Source organism: Paenimyroides viscosum, from assembly GCF_003858535.1.
GTDB lineage: Bacteria > Bacteroidota > Bacteroidia > Flavobacteriales > Flavobacteriaceae > Flavobacterium > Flavobacterium viscosum.
Window position 1 is genome coordinate 1 of the sequence record NZ_RQTJ01000014.1, and the last position, 23071, is coordinate 23071.

27 protein-coding genes are annotated in these 23071 nt (G+C 32.3%); 10 read left to right on the forward strand and 17 right to left on the reverse strand.

What is annotated here, in order from left to right:
• Positions 1-729: 729 nt before the first annotated feature.
• Positions 730-2472: a BamA/TamA family outer membrane protein gene (locus tag EG242_RS07905; protein ID WP_124899353.1), complete on the reverse strand. Its 1743-nt coding sequence runs from the start codon at positions 2470-2472 to the stop codon at positions 730-732.
• Positions 2473-2624: 152 nt separating this feature from the next.
• Entirely contained in the window at positions 2625-3071 is a 447-nt protein-coding gene (locus EG242_RS07910) for a DUF4268 domain-containing protein (RefSeq protein ID WP_124899354.1), read from the reverse strand.
• 27 nt (positions 3072-3098) lie between these two features.
• Between EG242_RS07910 and EG242_RS07915 the strand changes: the two genes are divergently transcribed.
• The 3 genes from EG242_RS07915 (at position 3099) to EG242_RS07925 (ending at position 5287) form a co-directional block, all read left to right on the forward strand.
• On the forward strand, positions 3099-3737 hold the full coding sequence (locus tag EG242_RS07915) for an NUDIX hydrolase (protein ID WP_124899355.1): 639 nt from the start codon (positions 3099-3101) through the stop codon (positions 3735-3737).
• A 13-nt stretch (positions 3738-3750) separates the two neighbouring features.
• Positions 3751-4389 carry an alpha/beta hydrolase gene (locus EG242_RS07920; protein WP_124899356.1) on the forward strand — a complete coding sequence of 213 codons (639 nt, stop codon included), beginning with the start codon at positions 3751-3753 and terminating at the stop codon, positions 4387-4389.
• 82 nt (positions 4390-4471) lie between these two features.
• A complete protein-coding gene (locus EG242_RS07925; protein ID WP_124899357.1) occupies positions 4472-5287 on the forward strand; it encodes a lysophospholipid acyltransferase family protein in 816 nt (271 codons plus the stop codon).
• Between the two features lie 487 nt (positions 5288-5774).
• Here the strand turns inward: EG242_RS07925 and EG242_RS07930 are convergent, their stop codons facing one another.
• From EG242_RS07930 to EG242_RS07975, 10 genes are all read right to left on the reverse strand, one after another.
• The gene (locus tag EG242_RS07930) at positions 5775-6119 is read right to left on the reverse strand and encodes a helix-turn-helix domain-containing protein (protein ID WP_317124941.1); all 345 of its coding nucleotides are present in this window, start codon (positions 6117-6119) and stop codon (positions 5775-5777) included.
• Positions 6120-6456: 337 nt separating this feature from the next.
• Positions 6457-6900, reverse strand: a complete 444-nt coding sequence (locus EG242_RS07935; protein WP_124899358.1) for a hypothetical protein — start codon at positions 6898-6900, stop codon at positions 6457-6459.
• 15 nt (positions 6901-6915) lie between these two features.
• On the reverse strand, positions 6916-7230 hold the full coding sequence (locus tag EG242_RS07940) for a hypothetical protein (RefSeq protein WP_397258425.1): 315 nt from the start codon (positions 7228-7230) through the stop codon (positions 6916-6918).
• A 73-nt stretch (positions 7231-7303) separates the two neighbouring features.
• Complete coding sequence (locus EG242_RS07945; RefSeq protein ID WP_124899359.1) at positions 7304-7555, reverse strand: hypothetical protein; 252 nt, start codon at positions 7553-7555, stop codon at positions 7304-7306.
• Positions 7556-7643: 88 nt separating this feature from the next.
• Positions 7644-8324: a DUF3883 domain-containing protein gene (locus tag EG242_RS07950; protein ID WP_203227693.1), complete on the reverse strand. Its 681-nt coding sequence runs from the start codon at positions 8322-8324 to the stop codon at positions 7644-7646.
• A 160-nt stretch (positions 8325-8484) separates the two neighbouring features.
• Positions 8485-9234, reverse strand: coding sequence for a triose-phosphate isomerase (tpiA, locus tag EG242_RS07955; RefSeq protein ID WP_124899360.1), 750 nt, complete (start codon positions 9232-9234; stop codon positions 8485-8487).
• 1 nt (position 9235) lies between these two features.
• Complete coding sequence (locus EG242_RS07960) at positions 9236-9817, reverse strand: TlpA family protein disulfide reductase (protein WP_124899361.1); 582 nt, start codon at positions 9815-9817, stop codon at positions 9236-9238.
• Position 9818: 1 nt separating this feature from the next.
• Positions 9819-10895, reverse strand: a complete 1077-nt coding sequence (locus EG242_RS07965; protein ID WP_124899362.1) for an ABC transporter permease — start codon at positions 10893-10895, stop codon at positions 9819-9821.
• Entirely contained in the window at positions 10895-11977 is a 1083-nt protein-coding gene (locus EG242_RS07970) for a DoxX family protein (protein WP_124899363.1), read from the reverse strand. Before EG242_RS07970 ends, EG242_RS07965 begins: the two co-directional genes overlap by 1 nt.
• 34 nt (positions 11978-12011) lie before the next feature.
• Complete coding sequence (locus EG242_RS07975; RefSeq protein WP_124899364.1) at positions 12012-12554, reverse strand: DUF1599 domain-containing protein; 543 nt, start codon at positions 12552-12554, stop codon at positions 12012-12014.
• Between the two features lie 86 nt (positions 12555-12640).
• Between EG242_RS07975 and folP the strand changes: the two genes are divergently transcribed.
• Together folP and EG242_RS07985 are read left to right on the forward strand one after the other, a co-directional pair.
• Positions 12641-13471: a dihydropteroate synthase gene (gene folP / locus EG242_RS07980; protein WP_124899365.1), complete on the forward strand. Its 831-nt coding sequence runs from the start codon at positions 12641-12643 to the stop codon at positions 13469-13471.
• A 204-nt stretch (positions 13472-13675) separates the two neighbouring features.
• A complete protein-coding gene (locus tag EG242_RS07985) occupies positions 13676-14263 on the forward strand; it encodes a hypothetical protein (protein WP_124899366.1) in 588 nt (195 codons plus the stop codon).
• 242 nt (positions 14264-14505) lie between these two features.
• Here the strand turns inward: EG242_RS07985 and EG242_RS07990 are convergent, their stop codons facing one another.
• The 5 genes from EG242_RS07990 to EG242_RS08010 all read right to left on the reverse strand — a co-directional run bounded on the left by EG242_RS07990 (position 14506) and on the right by EG242_RS08010 (position 16937).
• Positions 14506-14973, reverse strand: a complete 468-nt coding sequence (locus EG242_RS07990) for a hypothetical protein (protein ID WP_124899367.1) — start codon at positions 14971-14973, stop codon at positions 14506-14508.
• A 158-nt stretch (positions 14974-15131) separates the two neighbouring features.
• Entirely contained in the window at positions 15132-15605 is a 474-nt protein-coding gene (rlmH, locus tag EG242_RS07995) for a 23S rRNA (pseudouridine(1915)-N(3))-methyltransferase RlmH (RefSeq protein WP_124899368.1), read from the reverse strand.
• Between the two features lie 254 nt (positions 15606-15859).
• Positions 15860-16204 (reverse strand): tRNA-binding protein, encoded by a 345-nt coding sequence (locus EG242_RS08000; RefSeq protein ID WP_124899369.1) that lies wholly within the window; start codon positions 16202-16204, stop codon positions 15860-15862.
• Positions 16205-16218: 14 nt separating this feature from the next.
• Entirely contained in the window at positions 16219-16659 is a 441-nt protein-coding gene (locus tag EG242_RS08005; RefSeq protein WP_262673658.1) for an outer membrane protein, read from the reverse strand.
• Positions 16656-16937, reverse strand: a complete 282-nt coding sequence (locus EG242_RS08010) for a hypothetical protein (RefSeq protein ID WP_124899371.1) — start codon at positions 16935-16937, stop codon at positions 16656-16658. Before EG242_RS08010 ends, EG242_RS08005 begins: the two co-directional genes overlap by 4 nt.
• Positions 16938-17003: 66 nt before the next feature.
• Here EG242_RS08010 and nadC point away from each other — a divergent pair, with 66 nt between their 5' ends.
• The 5 genes from nadC to priA all read left to right on the forward strand — a co-directional run bounded on the left by nadC (position 17004) and on the right by priA (position 23007).
• Positions 17004-17864 carry a carboxylating nicotinate-nucleotide diphosphorylase gene (gene nadC, locus EG242_RS08015; protein WP_124899372.1) on the forward strand — a complete coding sequence of 287 codons (861 nt, stop codon included), beginning with the start codon at positions 17004-17006 and terminating at the stop codon, positions 17862-17864.
• Positions 17865-17927: 63 nt separating this feature from the next.
• Positions 17928-18794 carry a YihY/virulence factor BrkB family protein gene (locus EG242_RS08020; RefSeq protein WP_124899373.1) on the forward strand — a complete coding sequence of 289 codons (867 nt, stop codon included), beginning with the start codon at positions 17928-17930 and terminating at the stop codon, positions 18792-18794.
• Entirely contained in the window at positions 18791-19216 is a 426-nt protein-coding gene (locus EG242_RS08025; protein WP_124899374.1) for a DUF2147 domain-containing protein, read from the forward strand. The genes EG242_RS08020 and EG242_RS08025 overlap by 4 nt, the downstream gene beginning before the upstream one ends.
• 142 nt (positions 19217-19358) lie before the next feature.
• Positions 19359-20501 carry an erythromycin esterase family protein gene (locus EG242_RS08030; protein ID WP_124899375.1) on the forward strand — a complete coding sequence of 381 codons (1143 nt, stop codon included), beginning with the start codon at positions 19359-19361 and terminating at the stop codon, positions 20499-20501.
• A 55-nt stretch (positions 20502-20556) separates the two neighbouring features.
• Positions 20557-23007, forward strand: coding sequence for a replication restart helicase PriA (gene priA, locus EG242_RS08035; RefSeq protein WP_124899376.1), 2451 nt, complete (start codon positions 20557-20559; stop codon positions 23005-23007).
• Positions 23008-23071 lie beyond the last annotated feature (64 nt).

Genomic DNA, 23071 nt, shown 5'->3' on the forward strand with positions numbered 1-23071 from the left:
CAATACAATATACTGATTTTTAATCTTTTGAGCAACTTTTTCTATAATGCACTACGGGTTATATTATTACTTTTTTACTCATAATAAATTGTAAAAGATATATTAATTCTACATTTATAAAATCATTTTTTAGTTTATAAATATCTTATTTCATTTAATTGTTAGTTATTTTAAAAAATGCTTATTTACAAAATCTTTAAAAAAGTATATTTATATACATTTAATCTTTACAAAATTCGTGCTTTTATAACTGCTCTATTCATTTTCTAGTGATTGCTGAGTTTCTTTTTAATAGAATTACTAAACTCTTTAGGTTTTTAGATGCTATGAACAACATTGATTTACAGTTTATTAAGATGTTTATGGCTTATTATCTATTTTATAACATGAAATTAATTTAAATAATAATAAAAATATAAAATATAGTATAATAATATACTATATTTTTTTTGTGTAGCAAAAATCTTAACATCGTGATTAATTTAATCAAAATGTAGAAATTTTCCACTATTTTTTTTATCTTAAAATTTATTATCAATTATTTACTTCTATTATACTATATAAGTTCAATAAAGAATAGGCTATATATTTGAATCACACATATTTCATTATTGTTTTTTTAACAAAAACACAACTGAATATTAAACCTATTGATTCTTGTTTTTTAAAGGAAATAAAGAGTGGCAGAAATAAAATTAATCGCTTCTATGTTTTTAGAGGCGATTTATTTTAATTATAAGGCACCAATTTCGGCTTGCCATAATCGAACTGTTGCAGGTTGAAATTGGTGTTTCGCAGGTTGTTGGTTTTAAAGATATTGTGCCCGTTTCCTGGAATATTTGGATAAAAAGCCAAAGAGAATTGGAAATTGTTAAAAACCAAGTAATCGTTACTTATCACAACACCCAAACCAATTTTACTGTACATATCTTTTGTTACAAACGTGTTGTTGTTATCGCCCATAAAACCTATCGAAGTGCTAAAAAACGGACTAAATCTAAAGCCCAACCACTCATACGGAGCGTATGATTGCACTTGTAAATTCAATAACACTTTTTTGGTTCCGCGCAATTCATAACTGTCAAAACCATCAATCCCATAAACTCCGTTTAAGGTAATTTTATCCATGGCATAATTCCATCGGTTTAATCCAATAACAATTTCCGGATTAAAAAAATGTCTAAAACCCCAACGTCCTAAATGGTATAACTTTGAAAAATACAATCCTTCCATTCTAAAAACGCCTTCTTCAAATCGCTTGTTGTTAATAAACGTTCCCCACTGTATTTCTCCGCCAAAATAACCGCGTTTGGTGTATTTTCCCAAAGCAAACTGCGCACCTATATACGGACGGTTTATATTGTTTTTCTGCTGCATTCCGCCAGTAATCATAAATGTTTTTCCCACCGCAATATCTTCAATCATATCATAATAAAAAATATAACGGTCTTGTACGTAGTTTATAGATGCCAAACCAGCAGTAGCCAAATACATTTTTTGATTGGTAAAATAATTATGCGGATCGTATTCACCCAGTGGACGTTCTAAATAATTTTTAGAATAATATCTTAACGATGTTACTAAGTTTGTTTGAACTTTATGCAGGTTGTTGTAACGGTAATACAGCGGTTTAGAATGACCAAGCCACACATCAAAATCATTTGATTTAAAACTTTCCAACTTGCGAATACCTGCTAAATTAGGAACCGAGTCGCGAGCTAATGTTTGATACATTGTAATTCCACCAGCCCAGCGTGTCATTGGTGTATAAAACCTACGGTTGGCATAGATTTGTTTTGTGTAATTTTCGGCTAAATCTAAATTATAGTAAACCCCAGCATCAATAAACGATTGCCCAATGTTATTTATTTGATATTGTGTGCGATACGCGTGCCTGCCTTCTTTAAAACGTGTGCGGTATTGGTTGTTAAAATAATGACCTAATCCGCCAAAATTGCGTGTTGTAAGATTTAAACGTGCACTTGATGTTGATAATGACCCCGAAGGATACCAGCTCCAAGCATCTAAAACCTTTATGTGAATATCTACAGAATCAGAATCGGCAGAAATGCTTTCGGGTTTAACTGAAACTCTACGAATATAACGTTGAGTACGCAATAAACGTTCAGATTCTTTTACTTTTATAGAATCTAAAGGTTGGTTGCGTTTAAAAAGCAATAAACTACGTACGGTAAATTTTTTAGTTTTAAGATGTAATCTGTTTCCTAATTTTTCGATTTGTTTTTTAGGAACCTGAGAAGTATCTTGAATAGAAAACCCAAAAGGATCGTAAGTATCAATAATAATATTTCGAATTACTTTTCCTTGAAATTTTTCAAAATCGTAATCAATATCGGTTTGTTTAACCGCTTGTACATTTGTATTTACATTGGTAGGTTTTTTGCGTACCAGCAATTTGTGTAGTTGCCTTGTAAATTTTCCTTTTTTAGAAAGATCCTCAAGTTTCTGCATTTGCTGTGCAGTTGTTGAAATGCTGTCTTTCGTTTGCGAAAAAGCACTGCAACAACAAAGGCAAAGTATTATAATTAAAAACTGATGGTATCTTTTCAAAGCTTTGTTTTAAAAATATTAAAGTACTAAAAGTTTTTAAATGAGCCATTTTGTTAAGTGTTAATTTCTAAATCTTTAATATAATCTTCGTATTCGTAGAAAAACAATTCAAAATTGTTCATTTTCTCTGCAAAAAAATCATAAATCTCTTGCCAAGTTTTTTTATTGTTTACACTTACGCTTTTGTCGATATCAACCCAAATTCTACTAATTAATTTTCCGTTAGGCAGATAGTAATTACGTTCAAAAATGGCATCTGGTAAAAATTCTTCCAACAAAATAGCTTTTAACGATTCTACTTTTTCAAAATAAATGGTGCGTTTTTCGTCATCCTTTGGTTCAATTTCCAATGCAACTTGTGCTGTTTTGTTATCTACAAAAAATTTAAAAGTAACGTCTTTTATTTTGGTGTTATGCAACAACCATTTACGCGGATGTGCCTCGGCAAAACCCGTCCAGAAATCTTTTTTTATTTGTAGCGCTTCTTGTTTACTAAACATTGCTTATATTTAAGATATTTTTGTGTTATGCAATTTGAACAGTTTTATAATAGATTAAGTGCAGTAGCAAAACAACCGTTATTTGCCTTGGATGCTCATTTAAAAATGGCACCGTTAGAGCGTGTTCAATACCTTCAAAATTACGATTATTCTGCAAAAAATCCTAAAGCATCGGCAGTTTTAAGTTTGTTCTATCCTAAAAATGGTTTAGCACATTTGCTTTTAATTGTTCGATCGTCTTATCCTGGTGTGCATTCATCGCAAATTGCTTTTCCGGGTGGCAAAAAAGAAGTAGAAGATGTAAACCTGCAACAAACCGCCCTGCGCGAAGCAAACGAAGAAGTAGGCATTAGTCTGGCAGATATTGAAATTGTGAAACAATGGAGCGATTTGTACATTCCGCCAAGTAATTTTATGGTTTCTGCGTTTATGGGAATAGCGCAACAACCGCAAAATTTTGTGTTGCAACCCGATGAGGTAAGCGGTATTATTGAACTTTCTGTGGCAGAGCTGCTAAACGATTCGTTGGTGCAAAACGTTCGCATGAACACATCGTATGGAAGCGATATTTCTGTTCCGGCTTTTGTAATTAACGATCATATTGTTTGGGGCGCAACTGCCATGATTTTAAGTGAAATTAAGGAAACTTTTAAAAGCGTTTTTTAAATTTCGGTTTGAAATGAGTAAAATCTATATTTTTAGCGGGTTAGGAGTTGATAAAAGAGTGTTCGATTACATTAATTTTTTTGATTTGAACGTGGTTTTTATTGATTGGATCGATCCGTTAAAAAAGGAAACATTTGAAAGTTATGCGCAAAGAATTTCAAAAGATTTTGAAAAAGACAGTATTTTAATTGGATTATCTTTTGGCGGAATGTTAGCTGTTGAAGTTTCTAAAATCATTCCTATTAAAAAGGTTATTTTACTGGCATCTGCTAAAAATAAAAATGAATTACCTAAATGGTTTCTGATTGCCGGAAAACTAAAATTAAATAGAATTATTCCATCTTCATTATTAAAATCAACGAATTTTATTACAAATTGGCTATTCGGAGCAAAAACTTCAGCAGAAAAGCTATTATTGAAAAATATCATAAAAGATACCGATTCGAATTTTTTAAAATGGGCAATCAATCAAATTGTTAACTGGAAAAATACAGTTGTACCGCAAAATTGTATTCACATTCATGGCACAAACGATCATATTCTTCCTGCAAAATATTTAAAAGTTGATTACAGCATTAAAAACGGCGGGCATTTTATGACGGTCAATAAAGCAAATGAGATTGAAAAGATTATTAAAATGCTTTGTTCTTAATGATTTTCAACTATTTCGCAGTTTGTTAAAAACTCATAAATTTTGATCTTTAAAATGTATCTTTGTTATTTCAAACGAAAATATGAGCTTGTTTAAAAAGGATCCGTTCGGACATATAATATTCATTAAAAAGTGGTTAATTAGAATCTTTGGTGTTCTTACACATAAACGCTATCGTGGATTTAACGAATTAGTGATTGATGGATCCGAAGTGATAAAAAATCTTCCTGAAAACAACGTCCTTTTTATATCGAACCACCAAACATATTTTGCCGATGTTGTGGCAATGTTTCATGTTTTTAACGCTAGTTTAAAGGGTAGGGTAGACAGTATTAAGAATGTACTTTATCTGTGGAATCCAAAAATGAACTTGTATTACGTGAGTGCCAAAGAAACTATGGAATCGGGTATTTTACCACGAATAATGGGCTATACCGGAGCTATTACGGTGGAAAGAACCTGGCGCGAAAAAGGTAAAGACGTTGCAGAAAAAAAAGCCGTTAACCCCAACGATACCGAAAATATTAAAAAAGCATTGCAAGACGGCTGGGTAATTACTTTTCCACAAGGAACCACCAAATCGTTTAAGCCGGTGCGAAAAGGAACGGCACATATCATAAAAGAGCACAAACCTATTGTGGTGCCGATTGTTATTGATGGTTTTCGACGTTCGTTTGATAAAAAGGGATTGTGGTTGAAGAAGAAAGGCATTCTACAGACATTTACCATTAAAGAACCCTTGCAGATTGATTATGAAAATGAAACTATTGAACAGATTGTTGAAAAAATCGAGTATGCAATTGAACAACATCCGTCGTTTTTAAAAGTAATCCCAACCGAAGTGATTGAAAGTGATAAAAAACTGAATAAAGACCGCCATTTTCCGTTTGATTATTAATAGAATAAGATCTTTCCACTAGCTTTTATGAAACATCTTCACTTCGAGTGGATTTCGTAAAATAAAATACAGTGAAATCGTATCGAGAAGTTTAGTTTTTCTAGATAACTATATCTGTGTATCTGTGGGAAATAAATGCTGAATGTTTACCATCTGTAACCATTAATACGTTATTTGTTTACGAATAACATCCATTTTTACCATATAACTATTGGTTAACCAATAATTGTGTAAAAACAGCTCGCCGAAAATTTATCTAAAATAGCAACTAGGGGGATGCTCCATAGATAAAGCATAGCAAAGGCATAGATAGTGCATGAAACACATTTTCGGGAAAAATGTGCGTAAATAGAAAATTCGACTATCTCTTTGTGAAATAGCCGAATTTTTTACTTTTTATAGTGTCATTCTTAAATTGAATAATTCTTATTTTTTTAACAATTGTTCCAAATACGTTGTCTTCTCTTTTTCTGCTTGTAAAAGGCGCTTATAATTTCTTGTTTTCATCATACGCTTCTACCAATTTATCTATAGGATTGAAGGTTGGATTGAATAAATTCTTCACCGCAGAAGAGTCATCTTGAAAAGTGTTATTAGAAATTATATTTATCATTCTTTCATCAGAATATTCTTTGATGGCGTTTGCTGGTACATCTAATGCTTTGGCAATTTCGTTCAACTTGGTGTCGTCTAATTCTTCTGTATTTTCTATAACCGACATTTTCTGTTGGCTGATACCGAGAATCTCGGCAAGGGTTTCTTGTTTCATTCCTTTCATTTCGCGTATGCGGCTGATGTTGCGTCCTAAATGCTTTTTGCTTGTAGTCTCCATAAGGCCCCTTTTTTTTGATAAATTCAAATATACTCATTTTTCTGATAATAAAAAACTATGCTGCAGTCAGCATGGCTATATTATACCCACTGATGCACAGATTTTTATTCATTATTCCAGGCAAATCATAAAATTATGCAACTTATTGAATGCAACGCATTCAAAATCTGTGAAAATTTAATTAGTCATATGAGTTCGATTAAAACCAAATAGGCACCTAGAAAGATAGCGTTAAGCAACAGATGATAGAACTTTAACCTGTAAAAATATATCTGTGTATCTGTGGTAAAAAATCACTGAATAGCATTGTTAAGATAAACTTATATGGAAAAGTTAATTAAAAAGCATTCAACGGAATATTAAATCCTAACGAAAAAGTAAAGCCTTTAATTGGTTTTAAGTCTTGCTTTGTTTTAATATCAAAGCCGTATCCAAAACCAAACTCTACAATACTTGCTATAGATAATCCTATTTTGGGCGTGGCAGTGTACGGAGTTAATTCGCCTTCTACAAACGGAACAATTAAATTGTTAAACGTGGGGTAAAACGTAAAACTTCCTTCGGGAAATACCAAAAACTGATCTCTAAAATATGCAAAATTAGCATTAGCTTCTAATTTTATTCCTACTGCATTTCCTGCCAACGGCTGTAAATAATAACCACCCACTTTTAGCATGTTTCCTGCCTGCGACTGATAAGCCACCGACGGACCTACTAAAAAATCTTGTGCATTAACCTGCGTTCCAAATAATAAACCTATTGTTAAAAGTATGTTTTTCATAGCTACGGTTAAATTTTACGAGAGCATATTATTAAATTCAATATAAGCATTTGTTTTCATAATATCGATTTTAAAATCTCCATTTTCATCTTTCAAAATTATAACGCTATCAAAACCTAATTTGTCTAGTTTTTCCATTGTTGCAAGTTGTCCTTCTTGTAGTTGTAAAACTTTACGCAAAAGCCAATCAGACAAAGCTTTGTTAGGATTTGTCATTAATGCTTTTGAATTTTCTTGGCAAACTTTTGCAGAAAAAATATCTCCCGTAGGAATTTGCAAGTTGAAAATTTCATCTCTTGGTGGAAAGAAATCTGGATGTTTTTTATGAATTTATATTGGTATTTGAATGTAAATTTCTCCAAAATCTCGCTTTCTTCCATTTGCGTTCCATTGATTTAATTCATTAGCCATAAAATTGATAGAAAATAATATTTTTTAATTCATCCTCGTGTTCATGTAAAACCATTCTACTTACAACTTGCTCAACTTTATTTTCTATATCTAATTTTGACTTGAAAACATTTAAGAATTTTAAATCAGACTCATTTTCAAAAAAATAAAAATATATTTCATTTTTCATTATATCGGAATAATTTTCATTTTCTTTTTCAAGATAAGATTTAAATACATTGACTTTATCTTCAAAACTTAACATATATCTGATAATAAATGATATTCAATAGTTGGTTTAGAAATTCTTTCTTCTTTTTTAAACTTTAAATTATTAGCTGGATTTTCAATTGTTAAAAAACTGGCAGATCGTTCATATTTAGAACTAAAGTAACAAAATATTCATTTTTATATTCTAATGCTTTGTTATACTCATTTTCTGTCATTCTAAAACGTCCTTTATTTGCTCTAATTCCTTTAATTTCTGCTAAATACAAACTTTTATTTACATTAATTTGAAAATCATATCCATCTCCAAATAATCTTGCATCTTCTAAAATTCCATTTTTAAATTTCTCAATAGAATTGAAATTATTCATAAAATAAAGTTCAGCTTCTAATCCAGTTTCTTGTAATTTTTTAAATCTTGATTTTACAATTGGAGTAACTTCAACAAAAATTTCATTGACTTTATAGTTTTCTTTAAGATATAGTTTTACAATATTTGCATAGCTGTTTACATTTTCATTTCCGAAAAGACTATCAATCAAATATTTTCGATGGATGTAAGCATCGCCTTTTTGCCACCAACCTTTTCTTCCATTATTTGGAAAGAAATGGTCAAACAAATCCATTCTATTTTTTACAGTTCCGATAGTTTCTGCAATACCAATATTTACACAATATTCATAAAAAGCAGTTTTGGTTTTTAATCCAAATTCTTTTATAAAATCATCATTAAATTTTGATAATCCATAACCAATTAAATTAAGAATTTCGTAATTTTCGTGTTTATTTCTCTTACTATCCATCATGATTTATTGAAAAAGAATTTAAAAAATGATTAAAACTATTGTTTTTCATTTCTATGTTACCACAAAAATATCATTTTATTCTATCTTAAAATGACGTTTTAAATTAAACGAAAAATTAATATATAAAATCCGATTGTAATAATTTATATATTTAAAGTGATTACATCGCCTCAATAATCGCAGTAAAATCTGCTGTGTTTAAAGCCGCACCGCCAATTAAACCACCGTCAACATCGGGTTGTGAGAAAATGGTTTGTGCATTGTCTGGTTTTACGCTGCCACCGTATAAAATGGTAACATTGTTTGCTAAACTGCCGTAATGGTGTGCAATTTGTTCGCGGATAAACTGGTGCATTTCTTGTGCTTGTTCCGGCGTAGCAGTTTCACCTGTACCAATTGCCCAAACAGGTTCGTAGGCAATAATAATGTTTTCCCAAGCTTCTTTTGGTAAATGAAACAAAGAATCTTTTAACTGATAAAACACCACGTTTTGAAACTGTTTGCTTTTACGGTCTTTTAATTCTTCGCCAACACAAAAAATTACGCGCATTTTATGGCGTAAAGCGGTATCTACTTTATTTGCTAGAAGTGACGGAGTTTCCTTAAAATATTGTCTGCGTTCGCTATGTCCCAAAATAACGGTTTGTACCCCTACACTTGTAAGCATATCGGCAGATATTTCGCCTGTAAAAGCACCGCCTTCTGCTTGGTGCATATTTTGTGCAGCTACCGTAATATTGGTGTCTTCTAAAATTTGCGTTGCCAGCATTAAGTTGGTAAATGGTGGTGCAACCATAACTTCAACCTCTTTGCCGTTTGGCATATTGTTGACTAAATCGTTTAAAAAAGTTGTTGTTTCTGCGGCATTTTTATGCATTTTCCAGTTTCCTGCAATAACTTTATGTCTCATATTAAGGTTGTAATTTATCTAATGTTTTAATTAAAAGGGTGTCGTTTGCTACAATGGCTTTTTTTAGCGCGATGTTTCCTTGGGCGTCGACTAAAATATAACGTGGAATCCAATCTAATTGAATTGACTGACCAAACTCGTCTTTCATTTTTTCGTTCAGATAATAATGATCGCCTTTTAAATCATATTTTTTGATCGCTTCGGTCCATTTGTCTTTTGTTTTATCTAATGAAAGAAATACAAAAGCGGTGGTGGGATATTTTTCTTGCAGGTTTTTTAATTCCGGAAAACCTTTGATACAATCGGGGCACCACGATGCCCAAACATCTATAACGATAGGCGATCCTTTGTGCTTCTCTAAAATGTTTTTAAACGAAATTTTGTTTCCTGCAACATCGTCAAATTCCTTGTTCAAGGTTATTGGACTGAATTTTTTATCATCAACCGAAACGGTATCTTTTTTAATAGATAAGGTATCTTTTAAATCTTCTATCTCGTGGGCAATTTTCTCGTCAACTTTTTTGGTATCGCAGCTAATTGCGATAAAACCCAAAGCTAAAAGGGTTATAAAAATCTTTTTCATACTATTTCAATTTAATTCTTGGGTCTAAATAAGCGTAGATTAAATCTACTAAAATGGTAATTAATACAAAGGTGGTGGCTACAACGATTACCGATCCCATAATCACCGGAAGGTCTAAATTGTTCAGCGCATCGACTATTTCTTTACCTAAACCGTTCCACCCGAAAATATATTCAACAAAAACCGCACCAGCCAACATTGATGCAAACCAACCCGACATTGCCGTTACAACCGGATTCATCGCATTTTTCAACGCGTGTTTGGTGATGATTTTATAGGTTGATAATCCTTTGGCTCTTGCGGTACGAATGTATTCTTGATTCAACACTTCTAACAATGAATTTCGCATTAATTGTATTACAACGCCCAACGGACGAATGCCTAAAACTACTGCGGGCAGTATCGCATTTTTCAATGCTAAATGCGTGCCTTCGCCAAAATCGTCTACTTCGTACAAACTACCTGTCATGTTTAAGCCGGTGTAATTGTGCAGTACGTAGCCAAAAATCCATGCGAATAAAATGGCACTGAAAAACGATGGAACGCTCATACCCAACGTACTGATTAATGCAATTAATCGATCAAAAAAACTGTTGGCATTCAAAGCCGATAAAACACCCAAAAACACTCCAATAAGTAATGCAATTACAATAGAAAGCACGGCTAAAACTACGGTGCTTGGCAGGGTGTGTAAAATAATATCGGTTACTTTTTTGCCGTTTTTCTGAAAACTTTCGCGCAGATAAGGCGTTTTTAAAACGATATCGTAATTTTTTGTGCTGAATAAAACGCTTCCGCCATATTTTTCATTGGTATAAAACGTATAATGATCGTTTTGAGTTTTATGAAACGATATCGGCGATAAATCGTTCAAATAATATAAATATTGCGTTGAAACGGGTTGGTCAAAACCATATTTCTTTTTAATTAAAACCAATTGTTCCGAGTTTTCGTTTTGATCTAACATCATTCTGGCAGGATCGCCCGGCAAAATGTTGAACAATATAAACACAACGGTTACTACGCCAAAAAGCGTGAAAAACGAATAGCCTAATTTATTTAGAAAGTATTTAACCACTATTTTTTAATTTCGGAATAGTTCTTTTTTAAAACAGATTTTAATTCTGAACCAACAAATTTTTGCTCGTTAATTCCGTCCCATTCTTTAATTTTGTTACCATTCCAAAAATAAATGATACCAGGCGTATCTTTTCTGTCGCCCAACAATTTCCAAAATGGAATTACTTCAATTATTTTATATGGAAAAGTAGCTCCGGCAAAAGCAAAGAAATCAGGGATTTTCTCTGGTTCTTCGTTCATAAATACAACTTGAACTTGCGGGAAATTTTTATCTTTTGCTTTCATTTCTGTCAGTTCCTTAGCTACATCTCTACAATGTTCACAACCTGGAACAAACAATGCCAATATTTTTTTACCTTGATCGATGTTCGAAAAATACTGTGCGTAACCCGATTTTACTTTTGCAGGCTCATCAACAACAACTGGTTTTGGAGTTTCTTCAACAGCAACAGTTTCAGCTGTATTTATAGCAACAGTTTCAGTTGTTTGTGTTTCGATTGATTCTGAGTTTTCTAAAGGCGTTTCAATTTCTTCTGTAGCAACTTCTACTACTTTAGGCTGAATTGGAGCCAACATAAACAATGCTAAAATGGAAGCAAATGTTATGGTTGATAAAACCCAGAAATTGTTTCCTTCTTTTACTGTTTTAGGTGTAACGTATAAGTAAATTATCAATAAAATAATAGCAATAATGTTCTTGATAATAGCTTCGATGGGTGTCATTGGCAACAAACTTCCGAAACAGCCACAGTTACCAGAATTTCCTCCGGTTTGAATGGTATCAATACCCAAATGAACTGTAAAAACCACCAACATTAATAGGGTAGAAGGAACAACAATTCTTCGTAAGAAATTATTTTGAAGTAACAAAATACCTAAAGCTAATTCAATTCCAATCAAAATTCGAGAGAAAAATACGGCAAAATCTTCCGAAAAGCCAAGTGGATATAATTGCTTAACTTCAAAAGTCGAAATTGCAAAATACGGACTCGGGTATAATTTGGCAACGGCAGAGATTAAGAACAAAACTGAAATAATGATTCTTATGGTCCACGGTAAATATTTTTTAAAATTTTCCATTCTTTTTATTTTTCAAAATAGGGTTTGTAAATTATTATTGGGCAAAATCCATTAAAATTAGTGCAAAAACAGCGTAATTGATCATGTCTTGATAATTGGCATCTAAACCTTCTGAGACAATAGTTTTTCCTTCATTGTCTTCAATTTGCTTAACACGCAACAGTTTTTGCAGAATAATATCGGTGTGAGACGAAATACGCATATCGCGCCAAGCCTCGCCGTAATCATGGTTTTTATTCAGCATTAATTCCTTGGTAATTGCCAAATGTTTATCGTACAAATCAATAGCTTCCTGGTTAGATAAATCTGCTTCTTTAGAAACACCTTTTTCCAGCTGAATCAACGCCATAATGCTGTAATTGATGATTCCAATGAATTCCGAAGTTTCATCTTCATCAATTTTTCGTACATCATTTTCTTGTAAAGATCTAATTCTGCACGCTTTAATGTAAATTTGATCGGTTAACGACGGCAATCTTAAAATGCGCCATGCACACCCGTAATCTTGTAATTTTTTAATGTATAATTGTCTGCAAATGGCAATTATTTTATCATATTGTTCCGCTGTAGAAAGCATATTCAAGTATCTTTGTATAAATTTTATCAAAAATAACAATCTGTTTTCACAATAAAAATTAAAAGCAGGTAATTATTCCAATAATAATGAAATCGATCAACTGTAAAGGCAAATTAATCACGTTTGAAGTTCCAAAAGTAATGGGCATTTTAAACGTTACACCCAATTCTTTTTTCGATGGCGGATTGCATAATTCGTTAGAAAAAATCGAACAGCAAACTGAAAGAATGTTGCTTGAAGGAGCTGATATTATTGATGTTGGAGCGTATTCTACCCAGCCTAATGCGCCTTTTGTTTCGGAAGAAGAAGAGTTGGAACGCATTGTGCCTGTTGTGAAACATTTGGTGAATAAATTTCCCGATATTATTTTATCTGTTGATACTTTTCGTTCCGAAGTTGCCAAACAAACTTTGGATTTGGGTGCAACAATAATTAACGATGTTTCGGCAGGAAATTTAGACGATAAAATGATGCAGGTTGTAGGTAGTTTTAAAGCGCCATACATTATGATGCACATGAAAGGAACGCCGCAAAACATGCAGCAGTTTACTAGTTATGATGATGTAATGCACGAAATGATTTATTATTTTTCTGATAAAATAGCACAGGCACAACAGCACGGAATTGTTGATGTTATTGTGGATCCGGGTTTTGGATTTTCGAAAACGTTAGATCAGAATTACGAAGTTTTAAATAAGTTGGATTTATTACAAAACTTAGACGTTCCAATATTATCGGCACTTTCAAGAAAATCGATGATTTATAAATTTTTCGAAACCACACCGCAAGAAGCGTTAAACGGAACAACAGTTTTAAACACCATTTCATTAATAAAAGGAGCTAATTTGTTGCGTGTACACGATGTGAAAGAAGCGGTAGAATGTGTAAAACTATATAAGAAAACCTATAGTAACTAAAATTTGCCACAGATTCACAGATAAATAAAAGCGTATTTTACTTAAAAAGAATTATTAAGATTTTTTAACTGAATGTGCAATTTTAAAACAACCACAGATTTATGGATTTACACAGATTTTATATTTAGAAAATAGATTAAACTGTATTTGAGATCAGTAAAAATTTAAATCTGTGCATCTGTGGTAAAAAAAATATTTATGATTATGAAAACTAAACTATTTACCTTGATTTTTGGTGCGATTTTATTTGCATCGTGCCAACAAAAAGAAATGAAAATCAGTCGATCTGATTTTTCTGTTGTAACCGAAATGACCGATTTTAGTCCAGCTTATATTATTAAAAATGAAGAAGGAAAGGTTGAAATCAAAAAAAACAGCTTGATAGGAAATACGCATTGGGTACTTTCTGTTGATAGAGATTTAACGTTGAATGAAGTTGCTCCGTTTTTACAAGAACTTACAGCAAAAAAACATAAAAAAGGCGGTATGCACGAAGACACCAAAGATATTTATATGGTTTACAGCGATACCGTTCACAAGCAAAATGCGTGTGTAAAAATGCCTTTTAAAAGTTTTGCTTTAGGCGAACAACCTGTTTATGAATTGGGAGAAGGTGTTCAAAGTTTGCTTTTAAAATCGGTAGCTGATGCTAAAAATACTTTCGATAAAACACAAACTTATTTAGTGCGAATAGATAAAAATATAAGTGTTGAAACTTTTGTAAATATTCTAATTGAATTAGAAAAACAAAATGTTTCAGAAAATGTGAATAGTGAGGTTTATGTGAATTAGGTTTTAATTGTCACATCGAGCGAAGTCGAGATGTCTAAAACTTATCAAACAATAGTTTCTTATGAAAATCTAAAAAGACTTTAGTCACATATTAAATTTGGCTAAAGCCTTTTCTATCTGCTATCATAATCATCGAACTAAAGTTCGACGTAATTTAACTTTAAACCTTAAACTTCAAACCAACAAAAACTATTGATGATGATACGGTTCATTTTTTAATAGTAAAAAAGATAGTTGTGCTTTTATAATTTAATTGTAATTCCGTACTCTATCTCTGTGGGTAGTACAAACCCTTCAAGTATTAAACCAGTTTCTTTGTCAATTGTTGTGCGAACTTTGTTATTTTCCTTCAGATATTTTTCTCGATCTTTTTTATCTTGAGTTAATTGTTTAATTTGATTATCAAGTTCAATCCATTTGTAATCAACAGAGAAATCCCATTTTGTTCTTGTTGAAATACTAACTTTTGCTTCATTATAATTGAAAGTTTTTTGTCCTGTTTTTGTTGCTTTATCTAGTGCTGGACTTTTTAAGCATTGAATGAGTTCTTTGAGATAGGTTTCGTATCGTTTGAGTTCCACGTAAACTTTAAGCAAATCATATTTTCCATTGTCAATAACAGCATGAGCATTTTCCATTGCTAACTCAGTAATTTCTTGTTTGTGTAAATGCTTTTCTATTGTACCTAATTGTTTGACTATTTTCCCCATATAGTTGGTTTTTAAAATGATACATAACCAAATATACGAAATCTATTGAACGAATAAACAAAAACTACTGATGATGATATTGTTCATTTTTTAAAATAGCTCATCCAACTAAAGTACAACGCAATTCAACTTTAAACCTTAAACTTCAAACCAAAAACTTACTGATGATGATAAGGTTCATTCTTTAAAATGGTAAAGCCACGGTAAATTTGTTCAATAACAAACAAACGAACCATTTGGTGCGAAAACGTCATTGCTGAAAGTGATATTTTTCCGTTGGCTTTTTTGTAAACTTCGTCAGAAAAACCATAAGGTCCACCAATTACAAACACTAAGGTTTTAATACCGGCATTCATTTTCTTTTGCAGTTCATTGGCAAAACCAACGCTCGAAAAAGTCTTTCCGTTTTCATCTAACAAAATTAAATGATCGGTAGCAGTGAGTTTACTTAAAATCAGTTCGCCTTCTTTTTGCTTTTGCTGCGCTTCCGAAAGGTTTTTAACGTTTTTAATGTCGGCAATAACCTCTAAATCAAACTTAATGTAAAAGCCCAGTCGTTTGGTATATTCGTCAATTAATGCTTGCAGATTTTTATTATCGGTTTTACCAATTGCCAAAAGTTTGATGTTCATAAGAAATTTGTTTTTGCAAAAATAGCTTTAGTACACAACAAAAAAAACAATGATGTTAAAAATCACACGATTTAACAACATAGACACATAGTTTTTACATTTTAAAAGGCAAGATAGTTTTAATCTTTGACGAACCACATAGTGCAAAAAAATCTATGTTTCGTCAATGACGAACTATAAAATCTTATACATTATTTATAGCTATGTATCTGTGCGTTTTGAAATTATTTTAATCGTGTACTATAAAAAATAGTTTAGCCAATTGCCAAACCATTTTCTACAGCTTTTCCCGGAGCCAGCAACGTAACTTCTTTATCGCTACCAACAACGCCTAAAACCAGACATTCGCTCATAAAATCGGCAATTTGTTTTGGTGGAAAATTAACTACGGCAACTATCTGTTTACCAATTAAATCATCAATACCATACAAAACGGTAATTTGTGCCGATGTTTTTCTGATGCCAATTTCTGATCCAAAATCAATCCACAACTTATACGCCGGATTTTTAGCTTTTTCAAACGGTTGCGCATCAATTATTGTTCCTACACGCATATCGATCTTTTCAAAATCGTTCCAAGTTATTTCGGTTTTAATCATGTTCTTTATTGTTGTTATAATCTGTATCCTACACCTATTCTAAATTGATTTGCGTTGTATTTAAAATTGGTAATTGTAAATTCGTTGCCAAATTCTGTAGAAGGAACTTTATTTTTAAAGTCATTTCCTAGAGCTTGCATAATGCGATATTCACCAATTAAAGACCATTTAGAATTAAAATGATACGAAATACCAAATCCTGCATTATATCCTATATAAAAAACAGAAGAATAGGCACTTAAATTTTCGGTTTGACTATATGCAGGAATTGTATCAAACGGCGGCATGTTTTGTGTAAACGAATCGTAAGAGTAAGTGGCTTCGGGATCTTGTAAATGAAAATTCAAAGTAATTCCTGCATTTGCGAAAAATTTCCATTTGTGATAATCAACACTGTATCTTGCCATTAACGGAATTTCTAAAATCGAAGATTTTAATTCTTCTTTTTTAGTTATCCGCCACCTATCATTCCTGGGGCGTCTTCTTTATAAAAATCTAATGATTTATAGTTGATTTCGCCTAAAAACGAAATGTTTTTTGTATAATGATATTGAATAAAAACTCCTCCGTCTGTAAATAAATTTTTCTGAATTTCACGATCGTAGTTATACTTGAAAGTACCGGAATGATTGTTATTATGGAACGATAAATGTGCTCCAATTTCCCAATTAGATTGTTCCTGCGCTAATGCTACAAAAGGTAGTAGAAAGATTGTTAATAGTATTTTTTTCATTTTGAATTAATGTGATTTGGTAAAAAAATCTCAAAAAATTGTACTTTAGCACTAAAGTATAAAAAAATGATTACAAACGAACAATTTAATAAAGAACTGGAATTAATTATAGAAAATGCTATTCGCGAAGACGTTGGCGATGGCGATCACAGCTCGTTAGCTTGTATTCCGGCAGATGCTATGGGGAAAGCAAAATTATTGGTTAAAGACGAAGGAATTTTGGCTGGAGTTGATTTTGCTAAAATGGTGTTTCATTATGTGGATCCCGAAATGCAGGTCGAAGTTTTAATAAACGATGGAACTCCTGTGAAATATGGCGATATTGCTTTTTATGTTACAGGTAAATCACAATCGATCTTAAAAGCAGAACGTGTGGTTTTAAATTCCATGCAACGAATGAGTGCCATTGCTACTAAAACCAAGTTTTTTGTAAATTTAATTGAAGGAACAAAAGCAAAAGTGTTGGATACCCGTAAAACTACACCGGGAATTCGCGCTATTGAAAAATGGGCAGTAAAGATTGGCGGAGGTGAAAACCACAGATTTGCATTGTATGATATGATTATGTTGAAAGACAATCATATTGATTTTGCCGGAGGAATCACGCAGGCAATTACTCAAACAAAGCAGTATTTAAAAGACAATAACAAAGACTTAAAGATTATTGTTGAAGCCAGAAATTTAACCGAAATTGAAGAAATTCTTACAAATGATGGTGTTTATCAAATTTTAATCGATAACTTTAATTACGATGATACCAAAACAGCCGTTGCAATGATAAACGGTAAGTGTTTTGCAGAATCATCGGGAAATATCAACGAAAAAACCATTCGTAATTATGCAGAATGTGGGGTCGATTTTATATCAAGCGGTGCATTAACGCATTCTGTTTACAATATGGATTTAAGTTTAAAAGCTGTTTTATAATTGGGTAAATCATCAGTCAAAATAACAAAACTGCCGGTTATTGGCAAATTGATTAAGCTTTCTATGCGGACAAAATTGCCCGGTTTAGAAGGCTTAACTTTATATGAATTACTGCGAATTTATATTGCCGGAATCGTAGAAGGTGCCTTAAATTACAAAGCTGGATCTATTGCCTTTACTTTTTTTATGGCGCTTTTTCCATTTGCGTTATTTTTGCTGAACCTTATTCCTTATATACCTATCGATAATTTTCAGCAGAGTTTTTTGTTGTTTGTAGAAGAAAATGTTCCACCGAATACCTACGATGCCATTGAATTAATTTTGGTCGATATTATGAGTAATTCTTACAAAAGCTTGATATCAACAGGGGTAATTATGTCGGTTATTTTCATGGCAAATGGTGTAAATGCTATTATCAACGGATTTCAGTCGTCTTCTCATTTATCAATTTCCCGAAATTTTTTCAGACAATATTTAATAGCCATCGTTTTATCGGTATTGTTAAGTTTAATGCTGGTGCTTTCTGTTGCCGTGTATTTATCGGTAGAAGTTTTGATGCATTTTTCGGAATATCCGTATTTGGCAGATATTGGTCGAAATATTTTTGTGGTTTTAATGATCTTGCTCACCGTATCCATTCTTTATAAATTTGGATCAAGAGAAACCAAACATTTAGCATTTATTTCCTACGGATCTGTTTTTACAACCGTGCTAATGTCTTTAACTTCCGTAGCTTTCGGGTTTTATGTATCAAAATTTGCAAAATATAATGAGTTGTACGGATCAATTGGTACACTTTTGGTTATAATGATTTATATTTGGATTAACTGTATGATTTTATTGTTGGGTTTTGAATTAAACGCAGCGATTTATACAGCCAAACGAAGAAATTTGTATATTAGTAACAGTAAAACAAAAAATAACGTATGAAAAATGTAATTGCAACTTTTGTATTAACAGCTTTTGCGGCTTTAAGCATGCAGGCGCAAACAGTAACAGGTAAGTGGAAAACAATTGATGATGAAACAGGTAAAGCAAAATCAATTGTAGAAATTTCAGAAAATAACGGAAAACTTTACGGGAAAGTGATTGAAATTTTAACCGATAAAAAAGATGCCAAATGCGATAAATGTCCCGGTGCCGATAAAGGCAAGCCCATTAAAGGTTTAACCATTATTAAAGGACTAAAAAAAGATGGAAAAGAGTATTCTGGCGGCACAATTACCGATCCAGGAACTGGTAAAGAATATAAATGTGCCTTAAAATTAAACGGAACCGATAAATTAGATGTTCGCGGCTACGTTGGTATCCAAGCTTTAGGGCGTACACAAACGTGGGTTCGTGTTAAGTAATTTTAAAATAAATAATTTAAAAGCACTTCTTTAACATATTTTAATGAAGTGCTTTTTATTTTTAACAACAGTTTATATTTCTACTTATAAGATATTTTACCTAAAACATTAGATTTGTCGTAACCTTTTAAATACTTAAATTATGACAAAATATTTGTTTGGCTTACTATTCCTGTTTGACTACTCTTTTAGCCAAAATATCAATTATCCTATAAATAAAAACATAGCAACTTCTATTCCTAATGAAGTTAAAATTGTTGGTTTAGGAGATCCTACGCATCAAGAAAGCACCATAACAAAATATCGGATAGATTTAATTAAAGAATTAGTTCAAGAAAAAGATTTTTCTATCATAGCTATTGAAGGAAATTTCTATGAAATTTATCATGGTTTTAAAAGTTTCTTACAAACTAAAGATTATTCGTATATAGAAAAAGCAATGTACAGCCAATTAAATGCTGATATAATGATAGAGTTGTACGACTTTTTATATGAACAGAATAAAAATGGAAAAACCGTTTTATTTACTGGGTTCGATGTGCATTTTTCAGGATCTGTATTTAGCACCTATTTAAAAGAAGATTTAAAAAAAGTAAACAGCTTATCTGCAGAAGAAAAAGAAGATTTTGTCAATATAGTTGAGAAAGGCTCACATACAGATCTTAGAGCTCTTTTAAGAAATAATAAAAAAGTTCGTACTAAAATTCGTTACTATTCTAAAAGAATTCTAGAAACTTTTAATCCTGTTAGTATAGATGATAAGTATTTTGTTCAGGCACTTACCGTATTATCTTATGATCCTGAAAAACTATCTGGAGATTCTGATAACAACAGAGATTTTATGATGGCAAAAAATGTAGGCTTTTTAAGAAAAAACTTTGCAGATAGTAAAATTATTCTCTTTGGATCAAGTTCGCATCTAGTTAAATCACCTAAAGATATTTATACTCCGGGTTATTTGAATAACAGATATCCGTTAGGTTGGTATTTAAACGAAACATTTTCTTCAGAATACTATTTTATAGCCTATTCAGCATTATCAGGCAATAAATTAAGCATGTTTAATAAACCAGTTGAAATCGATAAAGTAATAGATAATTCAATTGAAGGTTTTATTAGTAAAGAAGGTAAGCGCGAAAATTTTATAACTTCACAAAAGTATCCACTTAAAAATACTATTCATTCAAGATTATTGGGACATACTTTTTACAATATGAATTTATGGAATGTTGTAGACGGATTAGTGTTAATTGGTAATGTTGAACCTTTTAGAATTATAAGATAAAGTAATTCTAGCATAAAACAATGTTAGTTTTTTCTTATTATTATATCTTTGTTTTATGGACTATTTTATAGATGTTATTGTGCCCATAGCAGTAACAACTACTTTTACATATAGGGTTTCGCAGGCAGAATACAATTTTTTGCAGCCGGGCATGCGCGTTGCCGTTCCGTTTGGCAAACGTTTGGTTTACACCGCAATGGTGTTAAATAAACACAGCCAAAAACCACAGGTTTACGAACCTAAAGATATTCATACCATTATAGATGAACAACCGCTGGTGACTAAAACTCAATTGGAGTTTTGGCAATGGATTGCGCAATATTATATGTGTTCGTTGGGCGAAGTTTATAAAGCGGCATTACCAAGTGCTTTTTTGTTGGAAAGTGAAACAATTTTGAGTTTTAACCGAGATTTGGTTGTTGATTTAAAATCATTGTCTGATGATGAATTTTTATTGTACGAAGCCTTTGAACAGCAGCCTATTCTTCGGTTTGATGAGGTTCAGAATATTCTAAACAAAAAGAAAGTTTTCGGCGTTATTGATGATTTGCTTAAAAAAGATATTATCTATTTAAACCAGCATATTTACGAAAAATACAAGCCAAAATTGGTTAAATATGTTTCGTTACACGATAATTATAAAGAAGAAAAAAACTTAATAAACCTTTTAGACAACGAATTAAAAACCGAAAAACAGCGTGCGCTTGTTTTAAAATATTTTCAGTTAAATAGCCAACAAGCACCAATCGAACTAAAAGAATTACTAAAAGAAGCCGAAGTTTCTACTGCCATTTTTAATAATCTGGAAAAGAAACAGGTTTTTACGATTTATACATTAGCCGAAGATCGTGTGCAGTTTACCGATGCTTTTTTAAACGATATTCAGTTTACCGAAGCACAAACAACAGCTATTCAAACAATAGAAAATCAGTTCGAAAAGCATGATGTAACCTTATTAAATGCCGTTACTGGTGCCGGAAAAACCGAAATCTACATAAAGCTGTTGCAGGAATGTATCGAAAAAAATCAGCAGGCATTATTTCTTGTGCCCGAAATTGGCTTAACTACACAGTTGGTACAGCGTTTAACGGCTTATTTTGGAAACAAAATTGCGGTTTACAATTCTAAATATTCTGAAAACGAAAGGGTAGAGGTTTATCAGCATGTTTTGAATAATACCGAAAACGCGCAGATTGTTGTAGGTTCGCGCTCTTCCATTTTTCTTCCGTTTAAAAATCTGCAGTTAATTATTGTTGATGAAGAACACGAAGCAAGCTACAAACAGGTCGATCCCGCACCACGTTTTCACTCGCGCGATGCTGCTATTGTGCTGGCGAAAATGTTTAATGCGAAAGTTTTATTGGGATCGGCAACGCCAAGTCTGGAAAGTTATTACAATTCGTATCAGCAAAAATACGGCTATGTAGAATTAAATCAGCGTTTTACAAATGTGCAGTTGCCCGAAATTGTTTTGGTAGATTTAAAAGAAGCTCGAAAAAAGAAAGAAGTAAACGGAATTTTCAGTGTAAAATTGATCGATGCCATTACCGAAGCTTTTTATAACGGCGAGCAGGTTTTATTGTTTCAAAATCGTCGGGGTTTTTCGCCTGTTTTAGAGTGTTTAACCTGCGCAAACGTGCCGCATTGTACTTCGTGCGATGTAAGTTTAACCTATTATAAACGTCAAAATTATTTAAAGTGCCATTATTGCGGTTATACCATGTCAATGCCCACAAAATGCCACAGTTGCCACAGTACCGAATTAACGACCAAAGGTTTGGGAACCGAGCAGATCGAAGATGCGTTAAGATCGATTTTTCCAAACAAGCGAATTGCGCGAATGGATCAGGATACAACCCGAGGTAAATTTGCTTTTGAACGATTGATCGATGGATTCAAAAACCGTGAAATTGATGTTATGGTTGGAACTCAAATGTTGGCAAAAGGACTCGATTTTGATAATGTTTCGCTTGTGGGAATCATGAATGCCGACAGTATGCTGACCTTTCCAGATTTCCGAGCGTACGAACGTGCGTATCAGTTAATGACACAAGTTGCAGGGCGTGCAGGCAGAAAAAACAAACAAGGCAAAGTATTGATACAAACGTATAATCCGTACCACAACACCATACAGCAGGTTACACAAAACGATTACAAAGGAATGTTTAAAGAACAGATGTACGAACGTTTAAACTTTAAATACCCGCCTTTTTACCGTTTGATTCGCTTACAAATGAAACACGTTGATTTTAATAAAGTTAAAGAAGCATCGAACTGGCTGGCTGCAAATATGCGCAACAATATAAACGGAATTTTAGTTTTAGGTCCGCAAGAACCATCAATAAACAGAATTCGAAATCAGTATATTCAGATTGTTTTAATAAAGTTACCTATTAATCAACCGGTAAATACTTTAAAAACAGCAATTCAAAAAAGCATCAGCAGTTTAGAAACCATTGGCATGTATAAGGGAGTGAAAACAACCATAAGTGTTGATTTTTATTGAGATGTTTGATGCAGGATGTTTGATGCAGGATGTTTGATGCAGGATGTTTGATGCAGGATGTTTG